General features: G+C 62.1%; 25 protein-coding genes and 2 tRNA genes. All 27 read right to left on the bottom strand.

The window, feature by feature from the left end; all coding sequences use genetic code 11:
- Positions 1–38 precede the first annotated feature (38 nt).
- The 27 genes from E8L03_RS04705 to E8L03_RS04575 all read right to left on the bottom strand — a co-directional run bounded on the left by E8L03_RS04705 (position 39) and on the right by E8L03_RS04575 (position 23,847).
- A complete protein-coding gene (locus tag E8L03_RS04705) occupies positions 39–836 on the bottom strand; it encodes a zinc ribbon domain-containing protein (RefSeq protein ID WP_144234715.1) in 798 nt (265 codons plus the stop codon).
- A gap of 70 nt (positions 837–906) precedes the next feature.
- Positions 907–1,956: a Nif3-like dinuclear metal center hexameric protein gene (locus E8L03_RS04700; protein WP_144234714.1), complete on the bottom strand. Its 1,050-nt coding sequence runs from the start codon at positions 1,954–1,956 to the stop codon at positions 907–909.
- 118 nt (positions 1,957–2,074) lie between these two features.
- A tRNA-Ile gene (locus E8L03_RS04695) sits at positions 2,075–2,150 on the bottom strand.
- 83 nt (positions 2,151–2,233) lie between these two features.
- Positions 2,234–3,142 (bottom strand): NAD(P)/FAD-dependent oxidoreductase, encoded by a 909-nt coding sequence (locus tag E8L03_RS04690; RefSeq protein WP_144234713.1) that lies wholly within the window; start codon positions 3,140–3,142, stop codon positions 2,234–2,236.
- A gap of 11 nt (positions 3,143–3,153) precedes the next feature.
- Complete coding sequence (locus tag E8L03_RS04685; protein WP_144234712.1) at positions 3,154–3,882, bottom strand: protein phosphatase CheZ; 729 nt, start codon at positions 3,880–3,882, stop codon at positions 3,154–3,156.
- A 21-nt stretch (positions 3,883–3,903) separates the two neighbouring features.
- Positions 3,904–4,455: a PilZ domain-containing protein gene (locus tag E8L03_RS04680; protein WP_171266698.1), complete on the bottom strand. Its 552-nt coding sequence runs from the start codon at positions 4,453–4,455 to the stop codon at positions 3,904–3,906.
- Between the two features lie 13 nt (positions 4,456–4,468).
- Positions 4,469–4,930 (bottom strand): NIL domain-containing protein, encoded by a 462-nt coding sequence (locus tag E8L03_RS04675; RefSeq protein ID WP_144234710.1) that lies wholly within the window; start codon positions 4,928–4,930, stop codon positions 4,469–4,471.
- 75 nt (positions 4,931–5,005) lie between these two features.
- Entirely contained in the window at positions 5,006–5,821 is an 816-nt protein-coding gene (gene ybgF, locus E8L03_RS04670) for a tol-pal system protein YbgF (RefSeq protein ID WP_144234709.1), read from the bottom strand.
- A gap of 78 nt (positions 5,822–5,899) precedes the next feature.
- Complete coding sequence (locus E8L03_RS04665) at positions 5,900–6,103, bottom strand: PLD nuclease N-terminal domain-containing protein (protein ID WP_144234708.1); 204 nt, start codon at positions 6,101–6,103, stop codon at positions 5,900–5,902.
- On the bottom strand, positions 6,100–6,630 hold the full coding sequence (lspA, locus tag E8L03_RS04660) for a signal peptidase II (protein WP_144234707.1): 531 nt from the start codon (positions 6,628–6,630) through the stop codon (positions 6,100–6,102). The genes E8L03_RS04665 and lspA overlap by 4 nt, the downstream gene beginning before the upstream one ends.
- 15 nt (positions 6,631–6,645) lie before the next feature.
- Positions 6,646–9,495: an isoleucine--tRNA ligase gene (gene ileS, locus E8L03_RS04655; RefSeq protein WP_144234706.1), complete on the bottom strand. Its 2,850-nt coding sequence runs from the start codon at positions 9,493–9,495 to the stop codon at positions 6,646–6,648.
- A 114-nt stretch (positions 9,496–9,609) separates the two neighbouring features.
- The gene (locus tag E8L03_RS04650) at positions 9,610–10,812 is read right to left on the bottom strand and encodes an aminotransferase-like domain-containing protein (protein ID WP_171266697.1); all 1,203 of its coding nucleotides are present in this window, start codon (positions 10,810–10,812) and stop codon (positions 9,610–9,612) included.
- Positions 10,809–11,312, bottom strand: coding sequence for a gamma-glutamylcyclotransferase family protein (locus tag E8L03_RS04645; protein WP_171266696.1), 504 nt, complete (start codon positions 11,310–11,312; stop codon positions 10,809–10,811). Before E8L03_RS04645 ends, E8L03_RS04650 begins: the two co-directional genes overlap by 4 nt.
- A 45-nt stretch (positions 11,313–11,357) precedes the next feature.
- On the bottom strand, positions 11,358–11,606 hold the full coding sequence (locus E8L03_RS04640; RefSeq protein WP_144234703.1) for a HypC/HybG/HupF family hydrogenase formation chaperone: 249 nt from the start codon (positions 11,604–11,606) through the stop codon (positions 11,358–11,360).
- Positions 11,607–11,617: 11 nt separating this feature from the next.
- The gene (locus E8L03_RS04635; protein WP_144234702.1) at positions 11,618–12,127 is read right to left on the bottom strand and encodes a HyaD/HybD family hydrogenase maturation endopeptidase; all 510 of its coding nucleotides are present in this window, start codon (positions 12,125–12,127) and stop codon (positions 11,618–11,620) included.
- Positions 12,128–12,204: 77 nt separating this feature from the next.
- Entirely contained in the window at positions 12,205–13,869 is a 1,665-nt protein-coding gene (locus E8L03_RS04630; protein WP_144234701.1) for a nickel-dependent hydrogenase large subunit, read from the bottom strand.
- 73 nt (positions 13,870–13,942) lie between these two features.
- On the bottom strand, positions 13,943–14,887 hold the full coding sequence (locus tag E8L03_RS04625; RefSeq protein WP_144234700.1) for a hydrogenase small subunit: 945 nt from the start codon (positions 14,885–14,887) through the stop codon (positions 13,943–13,945).
- Positions 14,888–15,506: 619 nt separating this feature from the next.
- Complete coding sequence (gene rho / locus E8L03_RS04620; RefSeq protein WP_216367941.1) at positions 15,507–16,754, bottom strand: transcription termination factor Rho; 1,248 nt, start codon at positions 16,752–16,754, stop codon at positions 15,507–15,509.
- Between the two features lie 402 nt (positions 16,755–17,156).
- Positions 17,157–17,669, bottom strand: coding sequence for a CarD family transcriptional regulator (locus E8L03_RS04615; RefSeq protein WP_171266695.1), 513 nt, complete (start codon positions 17,667–17,669; stop codon positions 17,157–17,159).
- 135 nt (positions 17,670–17,804) lie between these two features.
- Positions 17,805–18,416 carry an aminoacyl-tRNA hydrolase gene (pth, locus tag E8L03_RS04610; RefSeq protein WP_144234697.1) on the bottom strand — a complete coding sequence of 204 codons (612 nt, stop codon included), beginning with the start codon at positions 18,414–18,416 and terminating at the stop codon, positions 17,805–17,807.
- A gap of 78 nt (positions 18,417–18,494) precedes the next feature.
- Entirely contained in the window at positions 18,495–19,151 is a 657-nt protein-coding gene (locus E8L03_RS04605) for a 50S ribosomal protein L25 (protein WP_144234696.1), read from the bottom strand.
- Positions 19,152–19,213: 62 nt separating this feature from the next.
- Complete coding sequence (locus E8L03_RS04600; protein WP_144234695.1) at positions 19,214–20,152, bottom strand: ribose-phosphate diphosphokinase; 939 nt, start codon at positions 20,150–20,152, stop codon at positions 19,214–19,216.
- A gap of 89 nt (positions 20,153–20,241) precedes the next feature.
- Positions 20,242–20,317: transfer RNA gene (locus E8L03_RS04595), tRNA-Gln, on the bottom strand.
- 6 nt (positions 20,318–20,323) lie between these two features.
- The gene (ispE, locus tag E8L03_RS04590; protein WP_171266694.1) at positions 20,324–21,229 is read right to left on the bottom strand and encodes a 4-(cytidine 5'-diphospho)-2-C-methyl-D-erythritol kinase; all 906 of its coding nucleotides are present in this window, start codon (positions 21,227–21,229) and stop codon (positions 20,324–20,326) included.
- 8 nt (positions 21,230–21,237) lie between these two features.
- Positions 21,238–21,798, bottom strand: a complete 561-nt coding sequence (hslV, locus tag E8L03_RS04585; RefSeq protein ID WP_171266693.1) for an ATP-dependent protease subunit HslV — start codon at positions 21,796–21,798, stop codon at positions 21,238–21,240.
- Entirely contained in the window at positions 21,798–22,370 is a 573-nt protein-coding gene (locus E8L03_RS04580; RefSeq protein ID WP_144234692.1) for an O-acetyl-ADP-ribose deacetylase, read from the bottom strand. Before E8L03_RS04580 ends, hslV begins: the two co-directional genes overlap by 1 nt.
- Before the next feature lie 55 nt (positions 22,371–22,425).
- The gene (locus E8L03_RS04575; protein ID WP_171266692.1) at positions 22,426–23,847 is read right to left on the bottom strand and encodes a beta-barrel assembly-enhancing protease; all 1,422 of its coding nucleotides are present in this window, start codon (positions 23,845–23,847) and stop codon (positions 22,426–22,428) included.
- Positions 23,848–23,850 lie beyond the last annotated feature (3 nt).

The following is a 23,850-nucleotide window of genomic DNA, read 5'->3' as shown; positions in this document are numbered from 1 at the left end:
GTGTCCCTCTCGCAAGACGTTAATCTTTTTATAAAACTCTACTCGGCTTCCTCGGCGGCTTCCTTGTGCGTCTTTGGCGCGGCCTGGGGCTTGCCGGGAACAGGCTCGTGGCTTTCCTCGAAGTGCTCGCACCAGTAGATGAGGCGCTGGCAGTTGGGGCAGTTGAGGATCTGCTGGCCCTTTTGCAGCTCGATGAAGCTCTGCGGCGGGATGGCGATGTTGCAGCCCGAGCAGACGCCTTCCATGACCGGGACAATGACCGGCGCGGCCAGGCGGGAGCGGATGAACTCGTAGCGGCCCAGGACCGGCGCGGGCACGTGCTGACCGGCGGCCTTGCGCTGCTTGTCCAGCACGGCCAGGCGCGCCTCGATCTCTTCCACGCGCTGCTCCAGGGTGGACTGTTTCTCGTCCAGATTCTCCTTGAGCGAGGAGGACTCGGATTCCACCTCTTCCAGGGCGGCGCGCTGGCGCTCCAGCTCTTCCACCAGGGCCATGCGCTCTTCTTCGCGCATGCGGTTGAGCTTTTCGATGTTGTCCATCTCGCGCATCATGGCGTGGTACTCTTTGGTGTTGGACGCCATCATGAGCTTGTTCTTGGACTTCTTGATCTTCAGGTCGTCGTCGGAGATCTCGCCATCGAGCCGCTTCTGCTGCGACTGCAGGTAGTCGATCTTCTCGAGGATCTGCTCCTTGCGCTCGCGGAACTGGGAGTAGTCCTGCTCCAACTGCTCCACTTCCTTGGGTGCGCTCTCCAGCTCCTCTTTGAGGAGTATGATCTCACTGTCCACCCGCTGCAGGGCGACGAGCTGTTCAATTTGCTTCAGGTAGATACTCACTGTGTTGCCTCCTCGGTCACACGAAAAAGTGCCGGAGCGGGGTCGCTCCAGGTTGCGCGGCCAGCGCGGGTTATGCGCCGGACGCGGAGCCGAGCAGCGTGCGCGGCTCATATCCCGGGACGAATACGACCCGGACCTTGGGATTCAAAGCGGCCAGGCCTTCCGCCAGAAGGGAGGCGAATCGGCGCATCATCTCCTCCTCCAGACAGAAGTGCCCCACATCCACCATGGGCAGGGGGGCTTCCAGGGCCACGTGGTATTTGACATCCCCGGTGATCAGAATGTCCGCGTTGCGGGATCGCGCCGCCTGGGCGAGCGACGATCCGGAGCCGGGACAGATGGCCACCCGGGACACCGTGTCGGGAATAGGATGGTGGGGTGGAACCATGCCCACCATCACGGCGCTGCCGACATGGCCGGCGATGCGCTCGGAAAATTCGTTCCAGGCCAGGGGCTGGGGCAGGTCGCCCACCTGGCCGATGCCGTAGACGGCGTCCTCGAAGGCCGTATCCACCATGTTGAAGGCAGACATGTCGGCAAGGTCCGCGGCGACTACGGCGCGGATCTCGTTCCAGGCGTCCTCCTCATGCAGCAGGAAGCACTCGCCGGAACCGGCACCGTCGTCGAGGAACTGGACGTCTACCACGCCGGGCAGGCGCTGCCAGCGCTCCATGTTGGGCTCGTCCTCCGGGCTGACCGGAAAGACTGCCCCGCGGGTGTGCACGCGGCGGGTGGTTTCCAGGGGCTGGACGTTCTGCAGGGAGAGCTCCCGCGCCAGCCATCCGGCCGGGCCGTTGAGGTTGGCGTCCAGGGAGGTGTGCGAGGCGTAGAGTGCGGCCCCGGAGCCGAGCACGAGGCGGACGGTTTCGAGGTACGGTCCGGCTTCACTCAGAAATTTGGGCTCGATGGCCAGGGGGTGGTGGGTGAGAATGAGGTCGGCGTTTTCATCAATGCAGCGGGCTATGGCAGCCGGCGTGGGGTCCAGGGTGACGGCCACGGTGCGTGTGTCCCTGGATCGTTCGGCCGAGCCGGGGATCTGGACGCCGGACTTGTCCCACGGGGCCTGCGCGGAAAGTGGCGCAGTTTCCTCGATAACGCGGATAATTTCATTCAGTTTCATGGCACCCAAAAGAAGATGCTCCTCAGGGAAGTCTCCCAAGGAGCATCAACAATAGTCTAACCGCCAGGCGGCGGATTGGAGCGAAGGTTTTTCGAACCCTTGCAATGATTCATCCTTCTGGTGGGCCTACCAGGATTCGAACCTGGGACCTGCCGGTTATGAGCCGGTGGCTCTGCCAACTGAGCTATAGGCCCTTTTAATCATTAAAAGAGCAGAGATACATAGCCCAATTCGGCGGGGCTGTCAACAGACCTTCTATAGAATCCGAAGCTTATGCTCAGGTCGTCTCCATGTCGGCGCATTCCTTCTTGACGTAGCCTATGGCGGACTTGGCGGCCACGGCGCCTTCGCCCACGGCCACACTGATCTGCAGGAAACCGCCCAGGCAGTCGCCGGCAGCGAACACGCCCGGGATGTTGGTGGCCTTTTTGTCGTCCGCCACCAGGAAAACGCCCTTGCGCTCGATGCCCAGGGTGTAGGCGAAGTCGGAGGATGAGGCTTCGCCGATGGCCACGAACAGGCCGTCCGCGTCCATGGTCTCGCCATCCTCGAAGACAATGCGCTCCAGGCCGTTTTCGCCCTCAAGACGCGTCACCTTCTTTTCCAGCACCGGAATGGACGCCTCGTCCAGCATCGTGCGGTAGTCGCCGTTCATGGTCGGGGCCTTGCCCTGGGTGATGATGGTGATGTCCGGGGTGTAGTTGGTCAGCTCCAGGGCCTGGTTGGCTGCGAAGAACGCCTCGCCGATGACCACGACCTTCTTGCCGCGGAAGAAAAAGCCGTCACAGCTCACGCAGTAGGAGACGCCCTTGCCCTCGTAGTCACCCAGGTTATCAATGCCCGGCTTCACACGGGAGACGCCCGTGGCCAGGATGACGGCGCAGGTCTTTATCTCGGTGTCCTTGGTCTTGACGGTAAAGCGCATATCCTCGTCCATGTGGATGGACAGGACGCGATCGCAACGGATCTCGGCGCCGAACCGCTCCGCCTGGGCGCGGCCGCGCTCGATGAGCTCCTTGCCGGAGATGGTCTCCGGAAAGCCGAAGTAGTTGTCGATCTCGTAGTCGCCAGCAATCTTGGGCTGGCAGCCGAGAACCAGCGTGGAAAGGCCGGCGCGGGCGGCGTAAATAGCGGCGGAGAGCCCTGCCGGGCCGGCGCCGATAATTGTGATCTGTTTCGTTTCCATGAATATCTCCGTTATTCGAGTCCCAGCTGGCCGAGCAGGTCGTCCACGTCTTGTTGCGAGGACTCCCGCTGCGGCCCCTTGAGCTGCGAGACCCGAGCTTTCGATTCTTCCCGGATGGACTTGATGTCCTTGTCCGGGGCTTCTTCGCGCGCCTTCAGGGTGAGCCCGGTGGAGAGGTAGAGCTCGAACACCGTGGTTTCTATGGCTTTGAGCGCATTGATGATCTTCTTGATGCGCTGGCCAGTCAGATCCTGAAAGCTGAGCGAGGTCATTATCTGCACGAGGTTCTGGCCGAGCTCGTCGTTGATGTCGATGAGCTCGCGGATGGCTAGGTTGGATTTGCGTGTACGCCGCAGGCCGGCAAGAAGCTCTGTTGACTTGTTCTGCAGTTCCAGGTGCTTTTCCACCACATCCATGATGGAGACCGTGGCCTCCTCGGTGGTGGAGAGGATGTCGTCGAGCTGTTGGGAGGCCTCGCTGAAGAGCTCCTCCGTGGACAGCTCGGAGCTGCGCATCTCGTCCGGTTGCGAGGCGTTGCGGATTTCCTTGTAGATGGTCTGGAGGCCGTTGCGCATTTCCTCGTTCATTTCACGGTAGAACTCGCCTTCGATGAGCGCTCTGGAGAGACTCTCCTGCAACTCCCTTTCCACGGTGTGCGTAATGGTCTGGGAGATGTTCTCGACCACACGGGACGAGATTTTCTCCACGAGACGCTCCATGACCGTGTTCTGAGAAAACATGCGCGTGCTCCTGCTGGTGGTTTACTCTTCGTGGTAGAGACGGCGTTCGCGGATAGTGCGGCGTTCCTGCTGGAAAACGAACTGGACCACGGCCTCGAGATCCTGCTCCCGGATGCGGGTGAACTTGAGCGCCCACTGGGGGCTCAGTTCGTCGCGGGAGGAGGCGGCGCGTTTGTCCAGCACAACGCCCACGGCGCTTGTCAGGCGCAGGGGCATGCGGGAAAGAAAGAGCACGACCTCGACATGGTCGCCGGGGCGGAAGTCGTGCGTGGTGTGGAAGCGGATGCCGTTGCCGGAGACCTCGTAGACATCCGCGGGAATGGGGAAGTCCTGCTCCAGCCGGTCGCGGCTGGCCATGGACACGAGGGTGTCGAGCTTGGCGTCGAGCGCCAGCAGGAACTCACCGATTTCCTTGGGAACGTTGGAGCCCACGAAGATGTTGCGGGCATCGGGCAGGAGCAGCGTCTCGTGAAAAAGCTGCGGCGCATCCGGGGATTCGATCCGCCGCATGAGCGCGTCGATCCGCGTCGATACGCGTGAGAAGGTACGTCTGTCTTCCTCGTGTTCCTTCATGAATGGCTCGCGGTTACTGATCCACCTCGATGCGCATGGCCTTGACCGGACAGACCCGGGTGCACTGGCCGCACGTGGCGCAACGCTCCATGTCGAATACCACACGCCGCGTATTTTTGTCCAAGCTGAGCGCCTCGGTATGGCAGATGGCCACGCACACGCCGCACTGCATACACGAATCCTCGTCGCGGAAGATGGTCTGCTCCGGCGTGCTGATCTTGATGCCCAGGCCCTTGAGGTAGGAGATGGCCTCGTGGAACATCTCCTCTTCGCCGAAGAGCTCCACGGTCATGAAGCCGTCCCGGCGCGGAGTGATCTGCGCGCGCAGTATGTTCACGCTCAGGTCAAACAGCCGGGTGAGGTTGCAGACCATGGGCGAGCCGGAGACCTCCGAGGGGAAGGTCAGCATGATGATCTTGCGGTACGCCTTGCGCGGGGCCGAAGGATCGATGGTTTTGGAGGCGATGTTGTTCATGCAGCGTCCATAAAGATGCAAACGGGGCGGCGCGAGCAACGCCGCCCCGGTCGGGTTTGGATGATATGGTGCGGCCTAGCCGGGGTTCTTCAGGAAGTCGCGGGCGCGCTGTGCTTCCTGGGAGTCCGGGAACTTCTTGATCAGCTCGTTGAGCTGGAGCTTGCCGGCCTTCTCCTTGCCGATGGTGATGAAGGAAATGCCCTGCTTGAGCAGCGCGGCCGGGTACTTGTTGCTTTTGGCGTGCTTGGCGATGACTTCCTGGTAGGACAGGATGGCCTGCGGATACTGGCGCATCTGGTAGTACGCCTCGCCCTGCCAGAAGAGCGCGTTGGGCACCAGGTCGCTCTTGGGATTTTCCTTTACGTAATCCGCCCACATGACCTGCGCAGTCTCGTAGTTGCGCGCTTTGAACTGGGCCAGGGCCTCGTCATAGAGCTGACGGCTCGGATCGGCGGGCTGGGCCTGCGTCTCCTCGGCGCCCAGCTCGGCCGCCTGGGAGTTGGACATGCCAAGGCTGGCCAGGGCCTGATCTGTCGTCTGCTGCTGTTGCTGCGGCTGGGATTGCTGCATTGCAGGATGGAGCTGCGGCTCCGGCTGCGCAGGCTGGGACATGGTGTCGGAGTAGGGCGCGACGGATGAGGCGGAAGGGCGCATGAAGCGCCGCTCCAGCTCGTCCATCCGGCCGCGGAGGCTGGCGATCTGCGTGCGGATGGAGTCCAGCTCCGCGCTCAGGTTCGCCTGGTTGGGACGGATCTGTTCAACGCTCTCTAAGCGCTGTTGGTTCGAGTTCACCTGCTGCTGCAGATTGCTGAAGTTCTGCTGCGAGACGCAGGCCGTCGCCCCAAGGCCGAGAAGAGCGAGGGGAATGAAGCGTGTGCATATGCGTTTCATGAGGGTCCTCTCGATGAAATTGGCGTCAATCGGAATGAGACAGTGCCGCACGGAAGTTGTCGCACCTTGCTTTGGGGCTCAGGCGGGCTTGCGAGCGCGCCGCCGTCCCACCAGAATGTAAATGATGCCGCCGAGAACGGGAATGAACACGGCGACACCGAGCCAGGCGAGCTTTTCCGTGGGCGAGGGAAAATCCCTGTAGAATATGTGCCAAATAGACCACAGATTCGGAATGATGGGAAGGGCCAGGATAAGGGCCGTCAGAATCCAGCTGTTCGTCATTGATTCCGCTCCTTGCGGAGATTGGGTCCGGTCTCTGGAGGGGCGAAACGGCGTTCCTTGCCCGTGATGATGAGCAGAAGCAGCCCGAAAACGCCGACGGAGATGGCGCTGTCCGCGACATTGAAAGCCGGCCAGTGGTACGAGCCCACGTAGACATCGATAAAGTCGATGACGTGGCCGATGAAGAGCCGGTCCACGAGGTTGCCTGCCGCACCGCCCAGGATCAGGCCCAGGGTGAGCAGGGTGAGCTTCTGGCCGAGCGCGGTTCGCGCGATCATTCCGGCCAGGATGATTATCGCCAGAACAGACGCCGCCACGAAGAACCAGCGCTGCCAGCCGGAGCCCTGCGCCAGGAAGCTGAACGCCGCCCCGGTGTTGTGCACGTGGACGATATCGAAGAACCCCGGAATCACGGCGATTCGCTCCGCATACGGCTGCACCGTCGCGGCGATGATCTGCTTGCTGAGCTGATCAACAAGCACCACGGCCGCGGCGGGCAGAACGGCGTATGCAAGACGGCGGTTCATGGTTCGTAATTACAGCTACTTCGTGCCCACAGCCGTGGCACAGCGGGAGCACATGGAGCCTTCCGGCACCTCTTCGCCCACGGCCTCGCGCTTTGCAACGTCCGGAGCCGTTTTCCAGCAGCGCTCGCACTTCTCGCCGGAAGCCTGCTCCACGGCGATCTTCAGCCCTTCCACATCCTCGGCCTCGGTGGCGTCAGCGGGCGCATCGGCAAGGGGCGCAAGCTTAGCGCCCGAGACGATGAACACCTCGGTCAGGTCCGCGCCGGTGGACTCCAGGGTCGAGCGCAGCTCGTCCGAAGCGTACAGCGTGACCACGGCGGAGAGAGAATGGCCGATGTGGCCGGACTTGCGGTGCGGCTCGATGGCCTTGGTCACCTCGGCGCGCACGGCGGCCAGGGTCTCGAAGGCTTCCAATTCCGGGCCGTCCAGTGGCTCGGGCAGCTCGGGCGCCTGCAGAGCGAAGACCGTGGAGATATCCGGCCGTAAGGCGTCCGGCAGATGGCCAAAGGCCTCTTCCGCAGTAAAGCTGAGGATGGGAGCCATGTCCGCCAGCAGCCACAGCAGCGTCTTCCAGAGCACGGTCTGCGCGGAGCGGCGCTCCTTGGAGTCGGCCCTGGAGGCGTAGAGGCGATCCTTGACGCAGTCCAGATAGAAGGCCGAGAGGTCCGTGACGCAGGCGTTGTGGATGTTGTGGAACACGCGGTGGAACTCGTAGTTCTCGTACCCGGCGCGGTTCCTGCGGCGGCTGCGGGCCGCCAGCTCCAGGGCGTAGCGGTCCAGCGGCAGAAGGTCTGCGTCCGCCACGGCGTCCTCGGGAGTGAAGTCCTGCAGGTTGCCCAGCAGATAGCGTGTGGTGTTGCGGATGCGGCGGTAGGCGTCCACCAGGCGGCTCATGATCTCCTCGGAGATGCGCACGTCCTCGGTGTAATCCACGCTGGCCACCCACATGCGCAGGATCTCGGCGCCGTACTGGTCGATGATCTCCTGCGGGGCCACCACGTTGCCCACGGACTTGGACTGCTTCTTGCCTTCGCCGTCCACCACGTAGCCGTGAGTGAGCACGGCCTTGTACGGGGCCTGGCCGCGGTTGCCCACGGAGGCCAGCAGCGAGGAGTGGAACCAGCCGCGGTGTTGGTCCGAGCCTTCCAGATAGAGGTCGGCCGGGTAGCGGCACTCCGGACGCTTCTCCACCACGGCGGCGAAGCTGGTGCCGGAGTCGAACCAGACGTCCAGGATGTCGGTTTCCTTCTTCCATTTGGATGCGCCGCAGTGGGGACACGCCTTGGGCGCGCCGGGCAGCTTGAGCAGCTCCTCGATCTCGGCCTCGAACCAGTAGTCGCAGCCGCGCTCGTGGGTTTCGAAGTGGGAAACAACCGCTTCCACCCATGCCTGGTCGAAGAACGCCTCGTCGCACGCCTCGCAGAGCAGGGCCACGATGGGCACGCCCCAGGTGCGCTGGCGGGAGATGCACCAGTCCGGCCGGTTGGCGACCATATTATGGATGCGTTCGCGGCCCCAGGAGGGAATCCAGCGCACATCGTTGTCGATGGCGTTGAGCGCCTTCTTTCTGAGGTCGTTGGTCTCCATGGTGATGAACCACTGGGTGGTGGCTCGGAAGATGACCGGCTCCTTGCAGCGCCAGCAGTGGGGGTAGGAGTGCTCCACTCTGGACTGGGCCAGCAGCCGGCCCTTGGACTCCAAGAGCTCGATGACCTTGGGGTTGGCCTCCCAGACGTTGAGCCCGGCAAAGTGCTCCACGCTTTCCAGGAAGCGGCCGCAGTCGTCCATGGGCGAAAGGATTTCCAGACCGTAGGCCAGGCCTGTGTCGTAGTCTTCGCGGCCGTGACCGGGCGCGGTGTGAACCAGGCCGGTGCCGGCCTCAAGCGTTACGTGCAGGCCCAGGACGATGGGCGAGAGGCGGTCGAAGAACGGATGGCGCGCCACCAGACCTTCCAGCTTCTCGCCGATGGCCTCGGCCTGGACGGACCAGTCTTTCCAGCCAAAGGTGCCGGCCAGGTCCTCCACCAGCTCCTTGGCAACGATGTAGTTGGCGCCGTCGGCGGATACCAGGACGTACTCGAACTCCGGATGCGCAGCCACGGCCATGTTGTCCGGAATGGTCCACGGCGTGGTGGTCCAGATGACGGCCGAGGTTTTCTCGATATCCGCGCCCGGGAACAGGGCGTTGAACTTTTCGCTGTTCTCGCTGTCCGTATCCATGGGGAAGGCCACGTAGATGGAGGGCGACTTGTGCGGCGCGTACTCCACCTCGGCTTCGGCCAGGGCGGTCTGGCAGGAGAGGCACCAGTGGATGGGCTTCTTGTTGCGGGCCACGGAGCCCTGGCCCATGAACTTGGCCAACTCGCCGGCCGTGGCGGCCTCGTAGCTGGGGTTCATGGTCTGGTAGGGATTGTCCCACACGCCCATCACGCCCAGGCGCTTGAACTCCTTGCGCTGGATGTCCAGGAACTTGGAGGCGTAGTCGCGGCAGCGCTTGCGTACGGCCAGGGGCGGCAGCACCTTGCCCTTTTCCTTGAGCTCCAGGGCAACCTTATGCTCGATGGGCAGGCCGTGGCAGTCCCAGCCAGGGACGTACTGCGAGGCATAGCCCATCATGTTGCGGCTCTTGACGATAATGTCCTTGAGCACCTTGTTCAGGGCGGTGCCGAGGTGGATATGGCCGTTGGCGTAGGGCGGGCCGTCGTGCAGCACATATTCGCCTTCTGCGCCGGAGGCCTGAACCATGGCCTCGTAGGCGTTCGCCTCCTCCCAGCGCTTGAGCATCTCGGGCTCGCGCTGCTTGAGGTTGGCCTTCATGGGGAAGCTTGTCTTGGGAAGGTGCAGTGTTTTTTTATAATCGCTCATGTAAATTCGGCTCCCGGAGAATGGGGGTCCGTGGGTGGAAACTGATGGAAAAATCCCTTCAGCGGGACAAAACAAAAAAGATTATGCAAGCACGCCGTAAAGTCAAGAACACACTCAACATGCGGCGAGATACGATTCCAGGCAGCCGGCCAGGCGGCGCACGCCTTCCTCGATCATGGCCTCGTTGGCGTTGGAGAAGTTGACGCGCAGGGTGTTCCCGCCGCTGCCGTCCACGTAGAAGGGCGCGCCGGGCACAAAGGCGACCTTGGCCTCGATGGCCTTCTCGAACAGGTCCATGGACGAGCAGCCCTGGGGCAGCGTGACCCAGAGGAACATGCCACCTTCGGGCCGGGTGAACTTCACGTCATCCGGAAAGTACTGCTCCATGGCCTGGATCATGACCTTGGCGTGATGGCCGTATGCCTCGCGAATTTTGGCGATGTGCGAGTCCAGGTCGTTGTCCGCCAGGAACCGGGCCAGGATGCGCTGCGTGAGCGTGGAGGTGTGCAGGTCCGCGGCCTGCTTGGCCGTGACCAGGTGGCCGCGCAGCGCAGGACCGGCCACGAGCCAGCCCACGCGCATGCCGGGCGAGGCGACCTTGGAGAACGAGCCGAGCATGATACGCCGGTCCGGGGCGAGCATCGAGCCTACAGGGGGGTGCGAGGTGCCGGAGAAGCGGAGCTCGCCGTAGGGATCGTCCTCCACAAACAGGGTCTGCGAACCTTCCAGCAGCTTGGCTGCTGCGGCGCGTTTCTCGCCGGACCAGGTTACGCCCGAGGGGTTCTGGAAGTTGGGCACCGCATAGAACACCGTGGGGGCGTCGCTTCCGAGCGTCGCAGCCATGGCGTCGATATCCGGGCCGTCGTCCTCCAGCGGCACGGTGCAGAAGCGCGGCTCCATGAACGCAAAGGCCTGGATGGCGCCGAGGTAGCCGGGCCGCTCCAGCATCACGGCCTCGCCGGTGTCGATGAAGCACTTGCCGATGAGGTCGAGGCCCTGCTGGGAGCCGGTGGTGATGAGAATATCGTCCGGATGGACCGTGACGCCGCGCCTGGCGTAACGCGCCGCGATCCATTCGCGCAGGGGCAGAAAGCCCTCGGTGGTGGAGTACTGGAGGGCCTGCGTACCTTCGTCCCGGAGTACGCGGGCAGCGGCTTCCTCAATGGCCTGCAGGGGAAAGAGATCGGGGTTGGGCAGGCCGCCGGCAAAGGAAATAACGGTCGGGTCTTCCGTGACCTTGAGGATTTCGCGGATAAAGGAAGGCCGCACGGCGGCGAGCCTGGACGCTGCCCATGGGGTGGTGTGGGATGTAGTCATGTCGATTCCGAGTATTCGGCCTGGAAACGGGCCGAGTGGGGTGAAATGTACGCCCAGCAGGGAACACTTCCATGGCTGGTGCGAACGGGAAGAACGACGCGGCAGTACTCGGACGGCTCGCCGGGATAGAAATCCTCCAGGATGTCCAGGCGGCGCAGACGGTCCGGACCGTCGTGAAAGGTGAATATCTCGCCGGCCACGTGCCGCCATGGGGTGGGCGGGGGCGTGAGCGCGGCGTTCGTGTCGAGGGGCGGGAGGGCGTTCTCCGGGAGCCGGCAATCGGCTGCGAGGTCCGCGCCGCCGGGGGCGAGCACGTCCTCCATGGGGATAAATAGCGTGGGGCAGCCTTCGGGTCTATCAAACACGCGTCCGCGCACAACTCCCGTGGAGCGGCTGGCATAGCCGTGACAAAGGCTGGCGTGGTTGTTATACCCGCATTTCAGGGTCCCGTAGACGAAGACCCGCAGAAAGGGGCCGGTCGTCGGCAGGGGGTCGGACATGGCGAAACACCAAGCGCCGGTTGCGGCGCCGGAATATTCAGAGGGTCAGAACCCGGCCTGCTCGCCGGATTGCAGCTCGGCCATATCGCGCAGGATTTGCAGCGTTTCCAGCGCTTCCTTCTCGTCGAGCTTTCGCAATGCAAAACCGGCGTGGACGATGAGGTACTCGCCTGGCTCTACGGCGCCATCCATAAGCATGAGGGATACCTTAATAAAGGTGTCGCTGTCGCCGACGCGGCAGTTGGCCACGCCTTCCTCGATGTCCACGATCTTTGCAGGAATTGCCAGACACATAAGAAACGCCTCTATGCATTCCGGCGGGTGAGGGTCCCGCCGTGTTTTTGGACCTCGTTGATGACAGCCTCGACCAGTGCGTCCTGACGCGCCTTGCACGTCTCGGTAATTTCGACCGCCATGCTCTGGTAGTCTTCAGGCTCCATGCCGACGATTACGGCATTGGGCCGGTGGCCGGCAAGGTCGCACATGACGAGCGTATCCAGGAGATCTGTCTGGTGCAAGGAGTTTTTGAAGGCAAGGGATTTGCGCAGCTCTTCGCCGTCGAAGTGGTAGATGGAGCCGGGCTTGTCGTTGCCCAGAACGGCGTCGACCACGATGAGCTGGTCGCAGCGCATGATGAAGTCCATGAGCTTGGTGCCGAGGGTGCCGCCGTCCAGGAGCTCGACATTGGGCGAAGGCTGGTACTCGGCTTCGAGCTTTTCGACGAGCCGCACGCCGATGCCTTCGTCGGTGTAGAGAATGTTGCCCACGCCGAGAACGAGAATTTTGGTATCGCTGCTGTTGGTATCGTCGAACATAAAAAATATGTGTGGTGTAAAAAAGCGGGAACCCGGAGGACCGGGCTCCCGCTTTTATGTTGGTTGAACCGGCCGAGCTACAGGACCTTGAACTTGTAGGTCTCGTTGGACTCGGAGTCGATGATGTGCACGCCGCAGGCGATGCAGGGATCGTAGGAGTGGACGGTGCGGAGCACTTCCACAGGGCGCTTAGGATCGGCGATGGGGGTGCCGACAAGGGCTTCCTCAACCGGGCTGAGGGCGCCGCTTTCATCGCGCGGGCCGAGGTTCCAGGTGGAGGGCACCACGAGCTGGAAGTTCTCGATCACGCCGTCCTTCTGCTTGATCCAGTGGCTCAGGCCGCCGCGGGGAGCGTTGACAAAGCCCACGCCCTCGGACTCCTTGGGCCATTCCCAATCGGTGTACAGGTCGGTGTTGCCGGAGGAAACGTTCGCCTGCAGCTTGTTGACCCAGGACTCGATCTGGTTGGCGATGACCACGGTCTCGATGCCGCGGCCAGCGGTGCGGCCCAGGGTGGAGAACAGAGCCTCGGGGCCGACGTTCAGGTGGGCGAGGACCATGTCCACGGTCTTCTTGATCTCGGGCTGGCCCTTGGCGTAGCCCACGAGCATGGTAGCCAGGGGGCCGACCTCGATGGACTTGTCCTGGTAGCGGGGAGCCTTCATCCAGGAGTAGCGGCCGTCACCGTGCATGTCCGTGTACTTGGGCTCGGTCACGCCATTGTAGGGATGGCGGGCTTCGGAGCCTTCGTACCAGCTGTAGCGGACGTGCTCTTTGATGTCATCGGGGTTGAAGTCCATGGGCTTGGAGAGATCGCGGTCGAAGAGGACGCCCTGCGGGATGTACCGGCTGTTGAGGTCGTACTCGTCGGTGGGGAACTCGCCGAAGCTCATGAAGTTGGTGGTGCCGCCGATGCCGGCCCAGTCCTTGTAGTAGGAAGCCACGGCGAGCAGGTCGGGGATGTAGACCTCGTCGACGAACTTCTTGGTCTCCTTGAACAGGGACATGAACTCGGCCACGCGCTCGGGGCGCAGGGCATCGTAGTTGGTACAGCCGCCGGCCACGGTGAACTGGGTGTGCGGGTTCTTGGCGCCGAAGATGGCCATGGCGCGGGCCGCCTTGACCTGGAGGCGCAGAGCCTCAAGGTAGTGGGCCGTGGCGATGAGGTCAACTTCCGCCGGCAGAACGTAGGCCGGGTGTCCGCCCAGGAAGTAGGCGTTGGTGAAGATGCCGAGCTGGCCGCTGTCCACGAAGGCTTTCAGCTTGTCCTGAACGGCCTTGAGGTCTTCGGCCTTGGTGGGACGGGGGGAGATGCTGTTGGCGATCTCGGCCGCCTTTTTCGGGTCGGCGTTCAGCGCGTTGGTGACATCCACCCAGTCCAGGGCGTGGAGGTGATAGAAATGGACGATATGGTCGTGCAGGAACTGGGAAGCCAGCACGAGGTTGCGCATGATGGTCGCGTTCTCAGGGATCTTCACGCCGATGGCGTTGTCCACGCAGCGGGTGGAGGCGAGGGCGTGCACGTACGTGCACACACCGCAGGAGCGCTGGGTGAAGTGCTGAGCGTCGCGGGGGTCACGGCCTTTGAGGATGATCTCGAGACCGCGGAAGAGCGTGGAGCTGGACCATGCATCCTTAACTTTGCCATTCTCAACCTCCACTTCGATGCGGAGGTGACCCTCGATTCGGGTGATCGGGTCAATGACCACCTTCCCGTTATAATCGCTTTGAGGGGCTGCCATATATCTTTCTCCTTAGTGTCTGCTCTAATGAAACGAGTAAGGTCACACGTTGCTGATCAAGTAGCTCTCGGAACTACATTTCGTAGAACGGAGAGTTCTGATCCCAGAAGTTGGGCTCGGAGCAGCCGATGCAGGGGTGGCCTGCTTGCACGGGCCAGTTGGTCTGGTTGAAGAGGACCTTGGGGCAGTTGTTGTAGGTCATGGGACCCTTGCAGCCCAGTTCATAGAGGCAGTAGCCCTTCTTGGCTTCTTCGGAGCCAAAAGACGGGGCGAACTCACCGGCCTCAAAGTGTTTAATGCGGGGACAGTTGTCGTGCACGGTCTCGCCGTAGAACAGCACGGGGCGGTTCAAGCCGTCGAGCTCGGGCAGGCCCTTGGTCAGGTAGTGAACCACGGTGCCGACGAAGTTGATGGGGTTTGGCGGGCAGCCTGCGATGTTGATGGGGGTGACGCCCAGCGGTCCGAGAGCGTCCATGACGCCCTTGGCGGCCGTCGGGTTGGGAGCGGCAGCCTGGACGCCGCCGAAGCAGGCGCAGTTGCCGATGGCGATGACAGCTTGAGCTTTGGGGGCGATTTCGGAGCACATCTCCAGCATGGTCTTGCCGGCGATCTTGCCGTAAACGCCACCGTCTCCGGTGGGGAGACCGCCCTCGATAACGCAGACGAAGTCGTGCTTGATGGCTTCGTGCAGGGCTTCCTCGACAGCCTCGCCGGCGCCGGCCATGAGAGTCTCATGGTAGTCCATGGAGATGGTGTCGAGAATCAGTTCGTCGATAAACGGATCCGTGGTCCGGAGAACGGCTTCCGAACAACCGGTGCACTCGGCGTTGTGCAAGTAGACCACGGACGGCCTCTTTTTGGATGTAAGGGCTTCGGCGACCTTGGGCGCAAAGGCGGGGCCCATACCCATGGCCGCTGCAACCGCCGTGCAGAACTTCATGAAGTCACGGCGAGTGACACCTCTTTGCTCGAGGCGTTCCTCTGCACCATCTCGTCCGAGACCAACGTACAATTTCATCAGGCTACCTCCGTCCGCTAGTGGTTATCGTCCTGAGAGGACACGCTCCTGCCAGGGAACGCCCGGCTGAGCCGGGAAAATCTTGAACGACTGGTCCGATGAGACTTGTAACCTATCCTCCCAAACTTGGGCGTCATTCGAGATATCAATGCGCCCGTGTTACACCCTGTGTAAAATTACAGCAATTATTTATATGCTCTATCTATGCCGAAAGAAACACAAGGTCAATAGGGAATCCCTCTTTAGAAGGGCATGATTTTGCACCGGATCGGTGGCTTCTGGGGCCGATATGTACCCATTCTCGAGCAAGCGAAAACGAACCGCCACAACAACTTATATCCACTCGATTATCGCGTTCAGGGCGTATGGCGGTTGCGTAATACAATAAAAACTTCAGTAACACTCAATCGATCAACAACCCGCTTGCCATGCCGAAGACAAAATCGGTGCTGTATATAGCCGAGCCGGGGAGAAGAAGGCCGAATGAATTTGTTCTGTAAGTGACGTGGAGGGCGCGGAGCAGGAGGGGATATCCTGAGAAGCGGGCGCAAAAAAAGGCGGCGAGGAATCCCCCGCCGCCGAAAGCAAAAACGTCATGGCGTCCCAATAGGAACGGACGCTACTTATTCATGATGTCGAGGAACTCGCGGTTGTTCTTGGTGCCGCGCATCTTATCCAGGAGGAACTCCATGGAGTCGATGGACGACATGGGGGCGAGCACCTTGCGCAGGATCCAGACGCGGTTGAGCACGTCCTCCTTGAGCAGCAGCTCTTCCTTGCGGGTGCCGGAGCGGTTGATGTCGATGGCCGGGAAGACGCGTTTCTCGGCAAGGTGACGATCGAGATAGATCTCCATGTTGCCGGTGCCCTTGAACTCCTCGAAGATGACCTCGTCCATGCGGGAGCCGGTATCGATAAGCGCGGTGGCGATGATGGTCAGGCTGCCGCCTTCCTCGATGTTGCGGGCGGCGCCGAAGAAGCGCTTGGGCCGCTGCAGGGCGTTGGCGTCCAGACCGCCGGAGAGGACGCGGCCGGACGAGGGGGCCACGGCGTTGTAGGCGCGGCCGAGACGGGTGATGGAGTCGAGCAGGATGACCACGTCGCGCTTGCGCTCGACCAGGCGTTTGGCCTTTTCGAGGACCATCTCCACGACCTGGACGTGGCGCTGTGGCGGCTCGTCGAAGGTGGAGCTGACCACCTCGGCGTTCACGGTGCGCTCCATGTCGGTTACCTCCTCGGGCCGCTCGTCGATGAGCAGGACGATGAGGTAGACATCGGGATGGTTGGCGTTGATGGAGTTGGCGATGCTCTGGAGGAGCATGGTCTTACCGGTGCGGGGCGGGGCGACGATGAGGCCGCGCTGGCCGCAGCCGATGGGGGAGAGCAGGTCGATGACGCGGCCGGAGTAGTTGTCCTTGCCGCTCTCCATTGAGTACTGGCGATTGGGGTAGATGGGGGTGAGGTTGTCGAAAAGAACGAGTTGCTTGGACTTTTCCGGGGTATCGAGGCCGATTTCGCTGACTCGCAGCAGGGCGAAGTAGCGTTCGCCTTCCTTGGGCGGTCGAATCTGGCCGGAGATGATGTCGCCCTTGCGTAGACCGAATCGGCGTATCTGCGATGGGGAGACGTAGATGTCGTCCGGCCCGGGCATGTAACTGTACATGGGTGACCGCAGGAAGCCGAAACCATCCGGCAGTATTTCCAGGACGCCTTCGCCGTAGATGGCGCCGTTGTTGGAGGCGCAGCTTTGCAGGAGGGCGAAGATGAGCTCTTGTTTGCGCATGGAGCTAGCGTTCTCGACGTTGAACTCCTTGGAGAGCGCCATAAGCTCGGACATGCTTTTGGTTTTGAGCTCGGAGAGATTCATGATGGACTCCGTGTTTTGCTGCTTGGGAGCTTTAGATCGATTTTTTCTCATACAGTCTATTCTGTTGCTGGATGAGGTTCGAGCGGCAAAGGGACGATGCGACGTTGCCCCTTGGGTCAAAAGACTTGGTTGTACATGCGTGTTGGAGCCCGTGGGACTCACTACAAAAGATTCGACACAGGGAAAATGAAACCCGGATATACGACAAGGGCCGAATTTTATTCAAAAGCGTCGCAAAACGCGGCGCAAAACATCAATTCGCGGAGCGATGATGGTGCACTTGTTTCGTCTTAGGTGCGGGATGCGTTATGTCAAGTACGCCCTGATTGGGTAATATGGGCGAAATTACTAGGCGAAGACGGAGGTTCTGTAGCCCAAGGAACAGCGAAGCGCAAGCGTTTTCTAGTCCTTTTCCTCGGTCTGAAGCACATCCTGAAAGAGATCCTCGATGTCATGCTTGACGTCATCCGGCTCTTTATCAAGAGCATGGGCCAGCTCCATGGTCAGTAATCCCATGGCCTGTTCCAGAAGGCGGCGTTCGCCGAACGACAGCTCTTTTTCCTTGCCGATGAGCATAAGCTCCTTGAGCACGTAGGCGACATCGGTGAGGTCGCCGCTCTTGAGCTTCTCTGAGTATTCACGATAACGGCGATTCCAGTTTTGTCCAGAGTAGCCGGTAAAATCGGAACGGTCCTTGAGGGACTCGATGATGGCTGAACCCTCGTTGCCGGAGCAAAGTGGACGCAGGCCGACGTTGTCGGCATTTTCCACGGGGACCATGAGCGTCACATTATTGGAAAGGATGCGCACTATGTAATACTCGGCTTCGCATCCACCAATTTCCTGAGTCTCGATACGATCAACCCGGCCTACTCCTTGGGCAGGATAGACCACAAGCTGTTCCTGTGCGAACACCTAATTTGCTCCTTGGCGAAGAAACTAAACGCGGCGGGAATGTGTCATTTCGATTAACTTAACCGAAACCACTCAATTAGTCCATAGCACCGCAAAGTTGATGCCAGCACCATGGAAGGCCAGGGCCGGGACCCCTTATGAAGCAATGCGGAAGGAGTTTACCTGTTCGGTGGCGCGCTCCGATCCGAAACGCGCAAATGTCACCAGGGCCTTCAGGGCGGCGTCCAGAATCTTGGACACTGTCGGCAGCTCCTCCGCCGTGAATGGGGAGAGCACGTAATCGGCCGTTTCGCCGACCAGCGGGCGGCCTACGCCCAGGCGCAGGCGGTGAAAATCGTTGGTGCCCAAACGCTCGGCAATGGACTTGAGGCCGTTGTGGCCGGCATTGCCGCCGCCGAACTTCATCTTCATGCGTCCCAGTGGCAGATCCAGCTCATCGTGAATCACCAAAAGCTGGTCGGGCTGCATCTTGTAGAACCGCAGCACAGGCGCCACGGCGTCGCCGCTCAGGTTCATGAAGGTCATGGGCTTGAGCAGCAGCCACGCCGGCTTGTTGGCCACCGGTCTGGCCTGCCACATGTCGCCTTTTCCCTTGGCAGCGCTCACCGGCGCCAGGCCGGCCGATGCTCTGCCTTCGAGCTTTTCCCTCAGGGCGTCCACCAGCAGGAAGCCGAAGTTGTGGCGGGTGGCGGCGTATTTGGGGCCGGGGTTGCCGAGACCGGCCAGGAGCATGGAGAAGGAGGACATGGATGGTCAAAGCCACGCCCCCCGAACCTGATGCGGCGCGGGGGGCGTGGAAAAGTGCATCGGTGAGGCGAAAACAGGCTACTCGGCTTCGGCCTCGGCGGCTTCGCCTTCGGCGGCCTCTGCTTCTTCACCTTCTTCGCCGCCGGTCTCGCCGGTGGCGGCAAGGCCGCGCTTGGCGGTCATGTTAAGGATGGTGAAGTTTTCCTCGTAGAAGGGCTCCACGTTCTCGGGAAACACGAGGTCCTCCATGTGAACGTGCATGCCGACCTCGAGCCCGCTGACGTCGATCGGAATGGTGTGCGGGATGTCCATGGGCAGGCATTCCACCGTGACGGAATCGTGGAAGATCTCGAGAATGCCGCCTTCCTTGCGTCCGGGAGGGGTTCCCTGCAGCTCGATCGGCACGTCCACACGCAGCTTCTTGTGCGGGTCGATGCCGTAGATGTCCACGTGGTTGACCTTTTTCTTGTAGGGATGGTGCTCCACCTGCCAGATGATGGCGGGCATGGACTTGGTCTCACCGTCCGACTCCACCTTCAGGGAGAAGACCTGGGTGCGGCCCATGTCGCGCAGAGTTTTGCTCAGAACGGCTTCGTCGATGGTGAAGGCGAAGTTTTCGCCCTTGCCGTTATAGAAGACGCCCGGGACCTTGCCCCCGGCGCGCAGCCGGCGGTTGTAGCCCTTGCCCAGCTCCTCGCGCGCGGTGACCTGAACGATGTATTCCTTCTTGGCCATGGAAATTGCTCCTTTTCGATAAGACGCCTGCGTTGGGCGTCCAAAATACTCTCTAATGACGCTCAGACAAACAGAACTGAGACAGACGACTCCGTATGGATGTTGTGGATGGACTTGGCGAGCAAGCCGGCCACGGAAAGAACCTCGAGCTTGTTGCAGGCCTTCTGCTTCTCCTCCACCGGAATGGTGTTGGTGACGATGACCTTGGAGAACTGCGAGTTGCAGAGCCGCTCCACAGCCGGGCCGGAGAGCACCGGGTGGGTGGCGCAGGCCATCACTTCCTTGGCGCCGTTCTCCAGCAGCACGTCGGCGGCGGAGACCATGGTGCCCGCGGTGTCGATCATGTCGTCCAGCACAACGGCCATCTTGCCCTTCACATCGCCGATAACGTGCATGGCCTTGGCCTTGTTGGGCTCGTCGCGGCGTTTGTCTACGATGGCCAGGGTGGCGCCCAGGCGTTTGGCGTAGGCACGGGCGCGTTCCACGCCGCCGGCGTCCGGCGAGACCATCACCAGGTCGCCTTCCACCTTCCGGAGGTACTCCAGAAATACCGGCAGGGCGTAGAGGTTGTCCACGGGCAGGTCGAAGAAGCCCTGGATCTGGCCGGCGTGCAGGTCGATGGTGATGAGCCGGCTCATGCCCGCGACAGTGAGGAAGTCCGCCACAAGCTTGGCGCTGATAGGCGCGCGGGGCACGACCTTGCGGTCCTGCCGGGCGTAGCCGTAGTAGGGCACCACCGCCGTCACGCGGCCTGCGCTGGCGCGCTTGAGCGCGTCAAGGATGAGGCAGAGCTGCATGAGGTGGTAGTTGACCGGCGCGCAGGTGGGCTGAACGATAAACACATCGTCGCCGCGAACGTTGTCGCGGATTTCGATGCGAATCTCACCGTCGGAAAAGGTTTCGGTAACAGTGGGCGTCAACCGGCAGCCCAGGTGGTCGCAGATGGCTTGGGCCAGCATGGGGTTGGCCGAGCCTGTGATTATCTTGAGGTCGCGAGTCATGGCATTTGGACCGCATGTGCGGGTTTGCCGGTTGTTAGCGCTGCGTGTCCGGCGTCAGGGGGAATTCAACTGTGATTACCAAAAAAAAGTGGCTGGGGCGGAAGGACTCGAACCCTCGAATGACGGGACCAAAACCCGTTGCCTTACCGACTTGGCGACGCCCCAGCAGGCTCATGCTTCCAACATGCAGAGGATGTCCAGGCGTTCTATTCCCGGCGGCGGTGTCGCCGAGATGCGCTGGCCGGCCTTCTTCGCCTGTTCCGGACTGCGGAACAAACCAAAAAGACAGGCGCCGCTGCCGCTCAGAAGCGCGACGGACGCGCCCTCTGCCAAAAGCGACTCCTTGAGTCGCCGGAGCGCGGGAAAACCTGAAAAGACAACACGTTCGAAATCGTTGCCCAGGACCGTCCCCGCTGGAAAGAGTGTCTTCTTATGCTCCGCCGCTTTGCTTGTCAAGGGGATACGCTGTGCTGGATTCTCCATCACGTACCCGTCCCACGCGCCGTACGCCCACCCGGTGGACACATGGACGTGCGGATCGAGCAGCAGCAGAGTCATGGAGCCCCAGTCCATCTGCGCCGGGGTGAGCTCGTCGCCCACGCCGCCGGCCCAGGCCGGCTCGCCGAGCAGGAAGAAGGGCACGTCCGCGCCCAGCCCCACGGCAATGCGCGCCAGGTGCGTCTCGCCCAGGGCCTTGTCCCCGGCCGCATACTCCAGCCAGCGGAGCATGGCCGCTGCGTCCGAGCTGCCGCCGCCCAGGCCGGCTCCAGCTGGAATGCGTTTTTCCAGATGCACGGCGATGTCCGGGGCAAAGCCAGAGGCTTTCGCATATTCGGCATAGGCCCGCTCCACCAGGTTGGGGCCGTCACCCGGCAGCAGGGGATCGCATGAAAAAACGCAGCCTCCGCCAGCCGTTCCCGTCCGGATGGTCAGCACGTCGTGCGGCTCGGGCAGCGGGTAGAAGAACGTCTCCAGCTCGTGGTAGCCGTCCTCTCGCTTCGGCCCGATGCGCAGGTGGAGGTTCACCTTGCAGCCCGGGGTGAGAACGGCCAGAGGCTGGTCGGAGGCGGTGTCCATTCGGGTATTTATTTGGTGATGGTTTCGAGAACCACGTTGTTGTTGGTGAAGACGCAGAGCTCCGCCGCGATCTCCATGGACTTGCGCGCGATGGTCTCGGCGTCCAGGTCCGTGTTGCGCACCAGGGCGCGGGCTGCGGCCAGGGCATAGGCGCTGCCAGAGCCGATGGAGGCGATGCCGTCGTCCGGCTCAATGACGTCGCCTGTGCCGGAAAGGAGCAGGATGGAGTCCGCGTCCGCCACCAGAAGCATGGCCTCCAGCCGGCGCAGGTACTTGTCCTTGCGCCAGTCCTTGGCCAGCTCCACGGCGGAGCGCACCAGGTTGCCCCGGAACTCCTCCAGCTTGCCCTCGAACCGCTCGAAGAGGGTGAAGGCGTCGGCAGTGGCGCCGGCGAATCCGGCCAGCACCCTGTCGTTGTATATGCGCCGCACCTTGCGCGCGGAATGCTTCACGGCGATGGACTGGCCCAGGGTCACCTGGCCGTCGCCGGCCATGGCCATGCCCGTCGCTGTCTTGACCGCCAGAATGGTGGTGCCGCGCAGGTTCGTCTGTATCTCGTTGGAATTCATTATTGCTCCGTCTCGTGTGGTTCACCCAGCAGGTCGCGGGCCGCAACGGACCACGCCTGCCAGGACGATTCGCCATGGAGGTAGACATGCACCGCCTCCACGCGCATGGACGCCAGCGATTCCGCCGCCGTCTTCAGGGCCAGGGGCGCAGCCAGCTCCACCGGGTAGCCGTACACGCCGGTGCTGATGGCCGGGAAGGCCACAACGGCCGCGCCGTTGGCCTCGGCCTCCCGCAGACTTTCCAGCCAGGCGGAGCGCAGAGTCTCCGGCTCGCCGGCGTTGCCACCGCGCCAGATAGGCCCCACGGTGTGGATCACGTACTTTGCCGGCATGTTGAATCCGGGGGTGGTCACGGCCTGGCCGGCCGGGAGCCTGCCCTGTTCGGCCACGATCCGCATGCACGCTTCCAGAAGCTGGGGACCGGCCGCGCGGTGGATGGCGCCGTCCACGCCGCCGCCTCCGGCCAGAGAGGAGTTCGCGGCGTTGACCACGGCGTCCACGCGGGCGGCGGTGATGTCGCCCTGCAGAAGGCACAACGCGCCGCCTTCGAGGTTCCAGCAGAATTTCTTCATGGCTGTCTCCGGAGCGGCAGGCACGAGGCCTGGTCCGGCTCAATCAATGGTTGGACTACTGCCAATACTCGCTACGTTCATCAAAGATCTTTTGCATCTCTTCCAGCTCGGCTTTTTCCTCCGGCGTGCGCTGGTAGCCGGACGCCTTCTGCTTGTACATCTCGTACTGGCGGCGTTTTTCCTTATACAGCGCGCTGTATGCCAGGTGCAGGTGGGCTTTGAAGAGGTGCCCGGCGGAGCCCAGCATGCGACCATAGTAGAAGTGGACCTCCGGGTCCTCCGGAATGGCGCGCAGAATACGCTCGTAGAGTCTGGCCGAGGTGTCGGCGTGGCCTTGCTCGCCCTGCAGGCGCGCCAGGAAGAAGAGCGCCATGAGGTCGTCGGGGTCCATGGCGGCGGCGCGGTCCAGAAGGTAGCCGGCCGTCTTGAAATCGCCCTTGGCAAAGTAGAAACGGCCCGCCTCACGGCAGACCAGGCTGTCGTCGCTGCCGCACTGGAGCGCCTCGCGGAACGCCACCTCCGCCTCCTTGAAGCGGTTCATGCGCGAGAGGGCGACGCCCCGGCCCATGGCGTCCAGGCAGGGGAACTCGGACTTCTGCTGGGAGAAGTATTGCAGCGCGCTCTTGGGGTCGGTGTACTCCGCCCGTAGCAGCGCCTGCACGCGCAAGAACTCCGTGTTGTCCTGCTTCTCCGGCGTTTGCCTGTTCATTCGGTGCAGCAGGGAGTCGATGTAGCCGATGCGCACGTCAATGCCCGGGTGGGTGGAAAGGTAGGTGGGGATGGTGTTGCCCCCGCCCAGCCAGGAGAGCTTCTGGATCTTCTTGAAGGAATCGAGCAACCCCTGCGCCGGGTAGCCGGCGCTGATCAGATAGTTCATGCCGATGCGGTCGGCTTCGGTTTCGTCTTCGCGGCTGTACTTGAGCTGCGCGCTGGCCGATGCGGCCTGGGAGCCCATGATCATGCCCTCGCCCACTTCGCCGCCCACGAACATACCGGCCAGGGCGCCCAGCAGCGAGAGGATGGAGAGCGTCTGCGTACGCTCGACCTTGTGGGCGATGTGCCGTTGTGAGACGTGGGCCAGCTCGTGCGCCAGAACGCCGGCCACCTCGGACTCGCTGTCAAAGTTGAGGAGGAGGCCCGTGTGGATGAAGACGTGGCCGGCCGGTGCGGCAAAGGCGTTTACCGCGCTGTGCCGGATGACGTTGACGTCGATGTCGAACGGCTGTGGCGGCATGACAGCCACCAACCGCTTTACCACCTTGCGGCAGTAATTGACGATGTAGGGGTCCTCCACCAGGGGGACGCGCGTTCTGATGAGCACGGCCAGCTTACGGCCAAGCTCCTTCTCGTCCTTGAGGGTGAAGTCAAAATTGAACTGCGCAAAAGCCGCGCCGGCCGTGAGCTGGATGAACATCAACACGGCCAGCGTCAGCGTAAGGATGCGCCGCCAGGATACGAATGGTCTCGGGTACGGCATGTA

It is taken from the genome of Oceanidesulfovibrio marinus (assembly GCF_013085545.1).
In the GTDB taxonomy this organism is placed as follows: Bacteria; Desulfobacterota; Desulfovibrionia; order Desulfovibrionales; family Desulfovibrionaceae; genus Oceanidesulfovibrio; species Oceanidesulfovibrio marinus.
Note: the sequence above shows the minus strand (reverse complement) of the source record. Positions and strands in the feature narration are given on the sequence as shown.

Bases quoted from the DNA above. Each gene is read 5' to 3' on its own strand.
- E8L03_RS04625 (WP_144234700.1), bottom strand. From the start codon at position 14,887: ATGAAATTGTACGTTGGTCTCGGACGAGATGGTGCAGAGGAACGCCTC.
- ybgF (WP_144234709.1), bottom strand. From the start codon at position 5,821: ATGAAACGCATATGCACACGCTTCATTCCCCTCGCTCTTCTCGGCCTT.
- E8L03_RS04580 (WP_144234692.1), bottom strand. From the start codon at position 22,370: ATGAAGAAATTCTGCTGGAACCTCGAAGGCGGCGCGTTGTGCCTTCTG.
- E8L03_RS04650 (WP_171266697.1), bottom strand. From the start codon at position 10,812: ATGACTACATCCCACACCACCCCATGGGCAGCGTCCAGGCTCGCCGCC.
- E8L03_RS04575 (WP_171266692.1), bottom strand. From the start codon at position 23,847: ATGCCGTACCCGAGACCATTCGTATCCTGGCGGCGCATCCTTACGCTG.
- E8L03_RS04700 (WP_144234714.1), bottom strand. From the start codon at position 1,956: ATGAAACTGAATGAAATTATCCGCGTTATCGAGGAAACTGCGCCACTT.
- E8L03_RS04630 (WP_144234701.1), bottom strand. From the start codon at position 13,869: ATGGCAGCCCCTCAAAGCGATTATAACGGGAAGGTGGTCATTGACCCG.
- lspA (WP_144234707.1), bottom strand. From the start codon at position 6,630: ATGAACCGCCGTCTTGCATACGCCGTTCTGCCCGCCGCGGCCGTGGTG.
- E8L03_RS04685 (WP_144234712.1), bottom strand. From the start codon at position 3,882: ATGTTTTCTCAGAACACGGTCATGGAGCGTCTCGTGGAGAAAATCTCG.
- ispE (WP_171266694.1), bottom strand. From the start codon at position 21,229: ATGGACACCGCCTCCGACCAGCCTCTGGCCGTTCTCACCCCGGGCTGC.
- E8L03_RS04600 (WP_144234695.1), bottom strand. From the start codon at position 20,152: ATGACTCGCGACCTCAAGATAATCACAGGCTCGGCCAACCCCATGCTG.
- E8L03_RS04680 (WP_171266698.1), bottom strand. From the start codon at position 4,455: ATGAAGGAACACGAGGAAGACAGACGTACCTTCTCACGCGTATCGACG.
- E8L03_RS04605 (WP_144234696.1), bottom strand. From the start codon at position 19,151: ATGGCCAAGAAGGAATACATCGTTCAGGTCACCGCGCGCGAGGAGCTG.
- E8L03_RS04635 (WP_144234702.1), bottom strand. From the start codon at position 12,127: ATGTTCGACGATACCAACAGCAGCGATACCAAAATTCTCGTTCTCGGC.
- E8L03_RS04665 (WP_144234708.1), bottom strand. From the start codon at position 6,103: ATGACGAACAGCTGGATTCTGACGGCCCTTATCCTGGCCCTTCCCATC.
- ileS (WP_144234706.1), bottom strand. From the start codon at position 9,495: ATGAGCGATTATAAAAAAACACTGCACCTTCCCAAGACAAGCTTCCCC.
- E8L03_RS04690 (WP_144234713.1), bottom strand. From the start codon at position 3,142: ATGGAAACGAAACAGATCACAATTATCGGCGCCGGCCCGGCAGGGCTC.
- rho (WP_216367941.1), bottom strand. From the start codon at position 16,754: ATGAATCTCTCCGAGCTCAAAACCAAAAGCATGTCCGAGCTTATGGCG.
- hslV (WP_171266693.1), bottom strand. From the start codon at position 21,798: ATGAATTCCAACGAGATACAGACGAACCTGCGCGGCACCACCATTCTG.
- E8L03_RS04645 (WP_171266696.1), bottom strand. From the start codon at position 11,312: ATGTCCGACCCCCTGCCGACGACCGGCCCCTTTCTGCGGGTCTTCGTC.
- pth (WP_144234697.1), bottom strand. From the start codon at position 18,416: ATGTCCTCCTTCTCCATGCTCCTGGCCGGTCTCGGCAACCCCGGCCCC.
- E8L03_RS04675 (WP_144234710.1), bottom strand. From the start codon at position 4,930: ATGAACAACATCGCCTCCAAAACCATCGATCCTTCGGCCCCGCGCAAG.
- E8L03_RS04640 (WP_144234703.1), bottom strand. From the start codon at position 11,606: ATGTGTCTGGCAATTCCTGCAAAGATCGTGGACATCGAGGAAGGCGTG.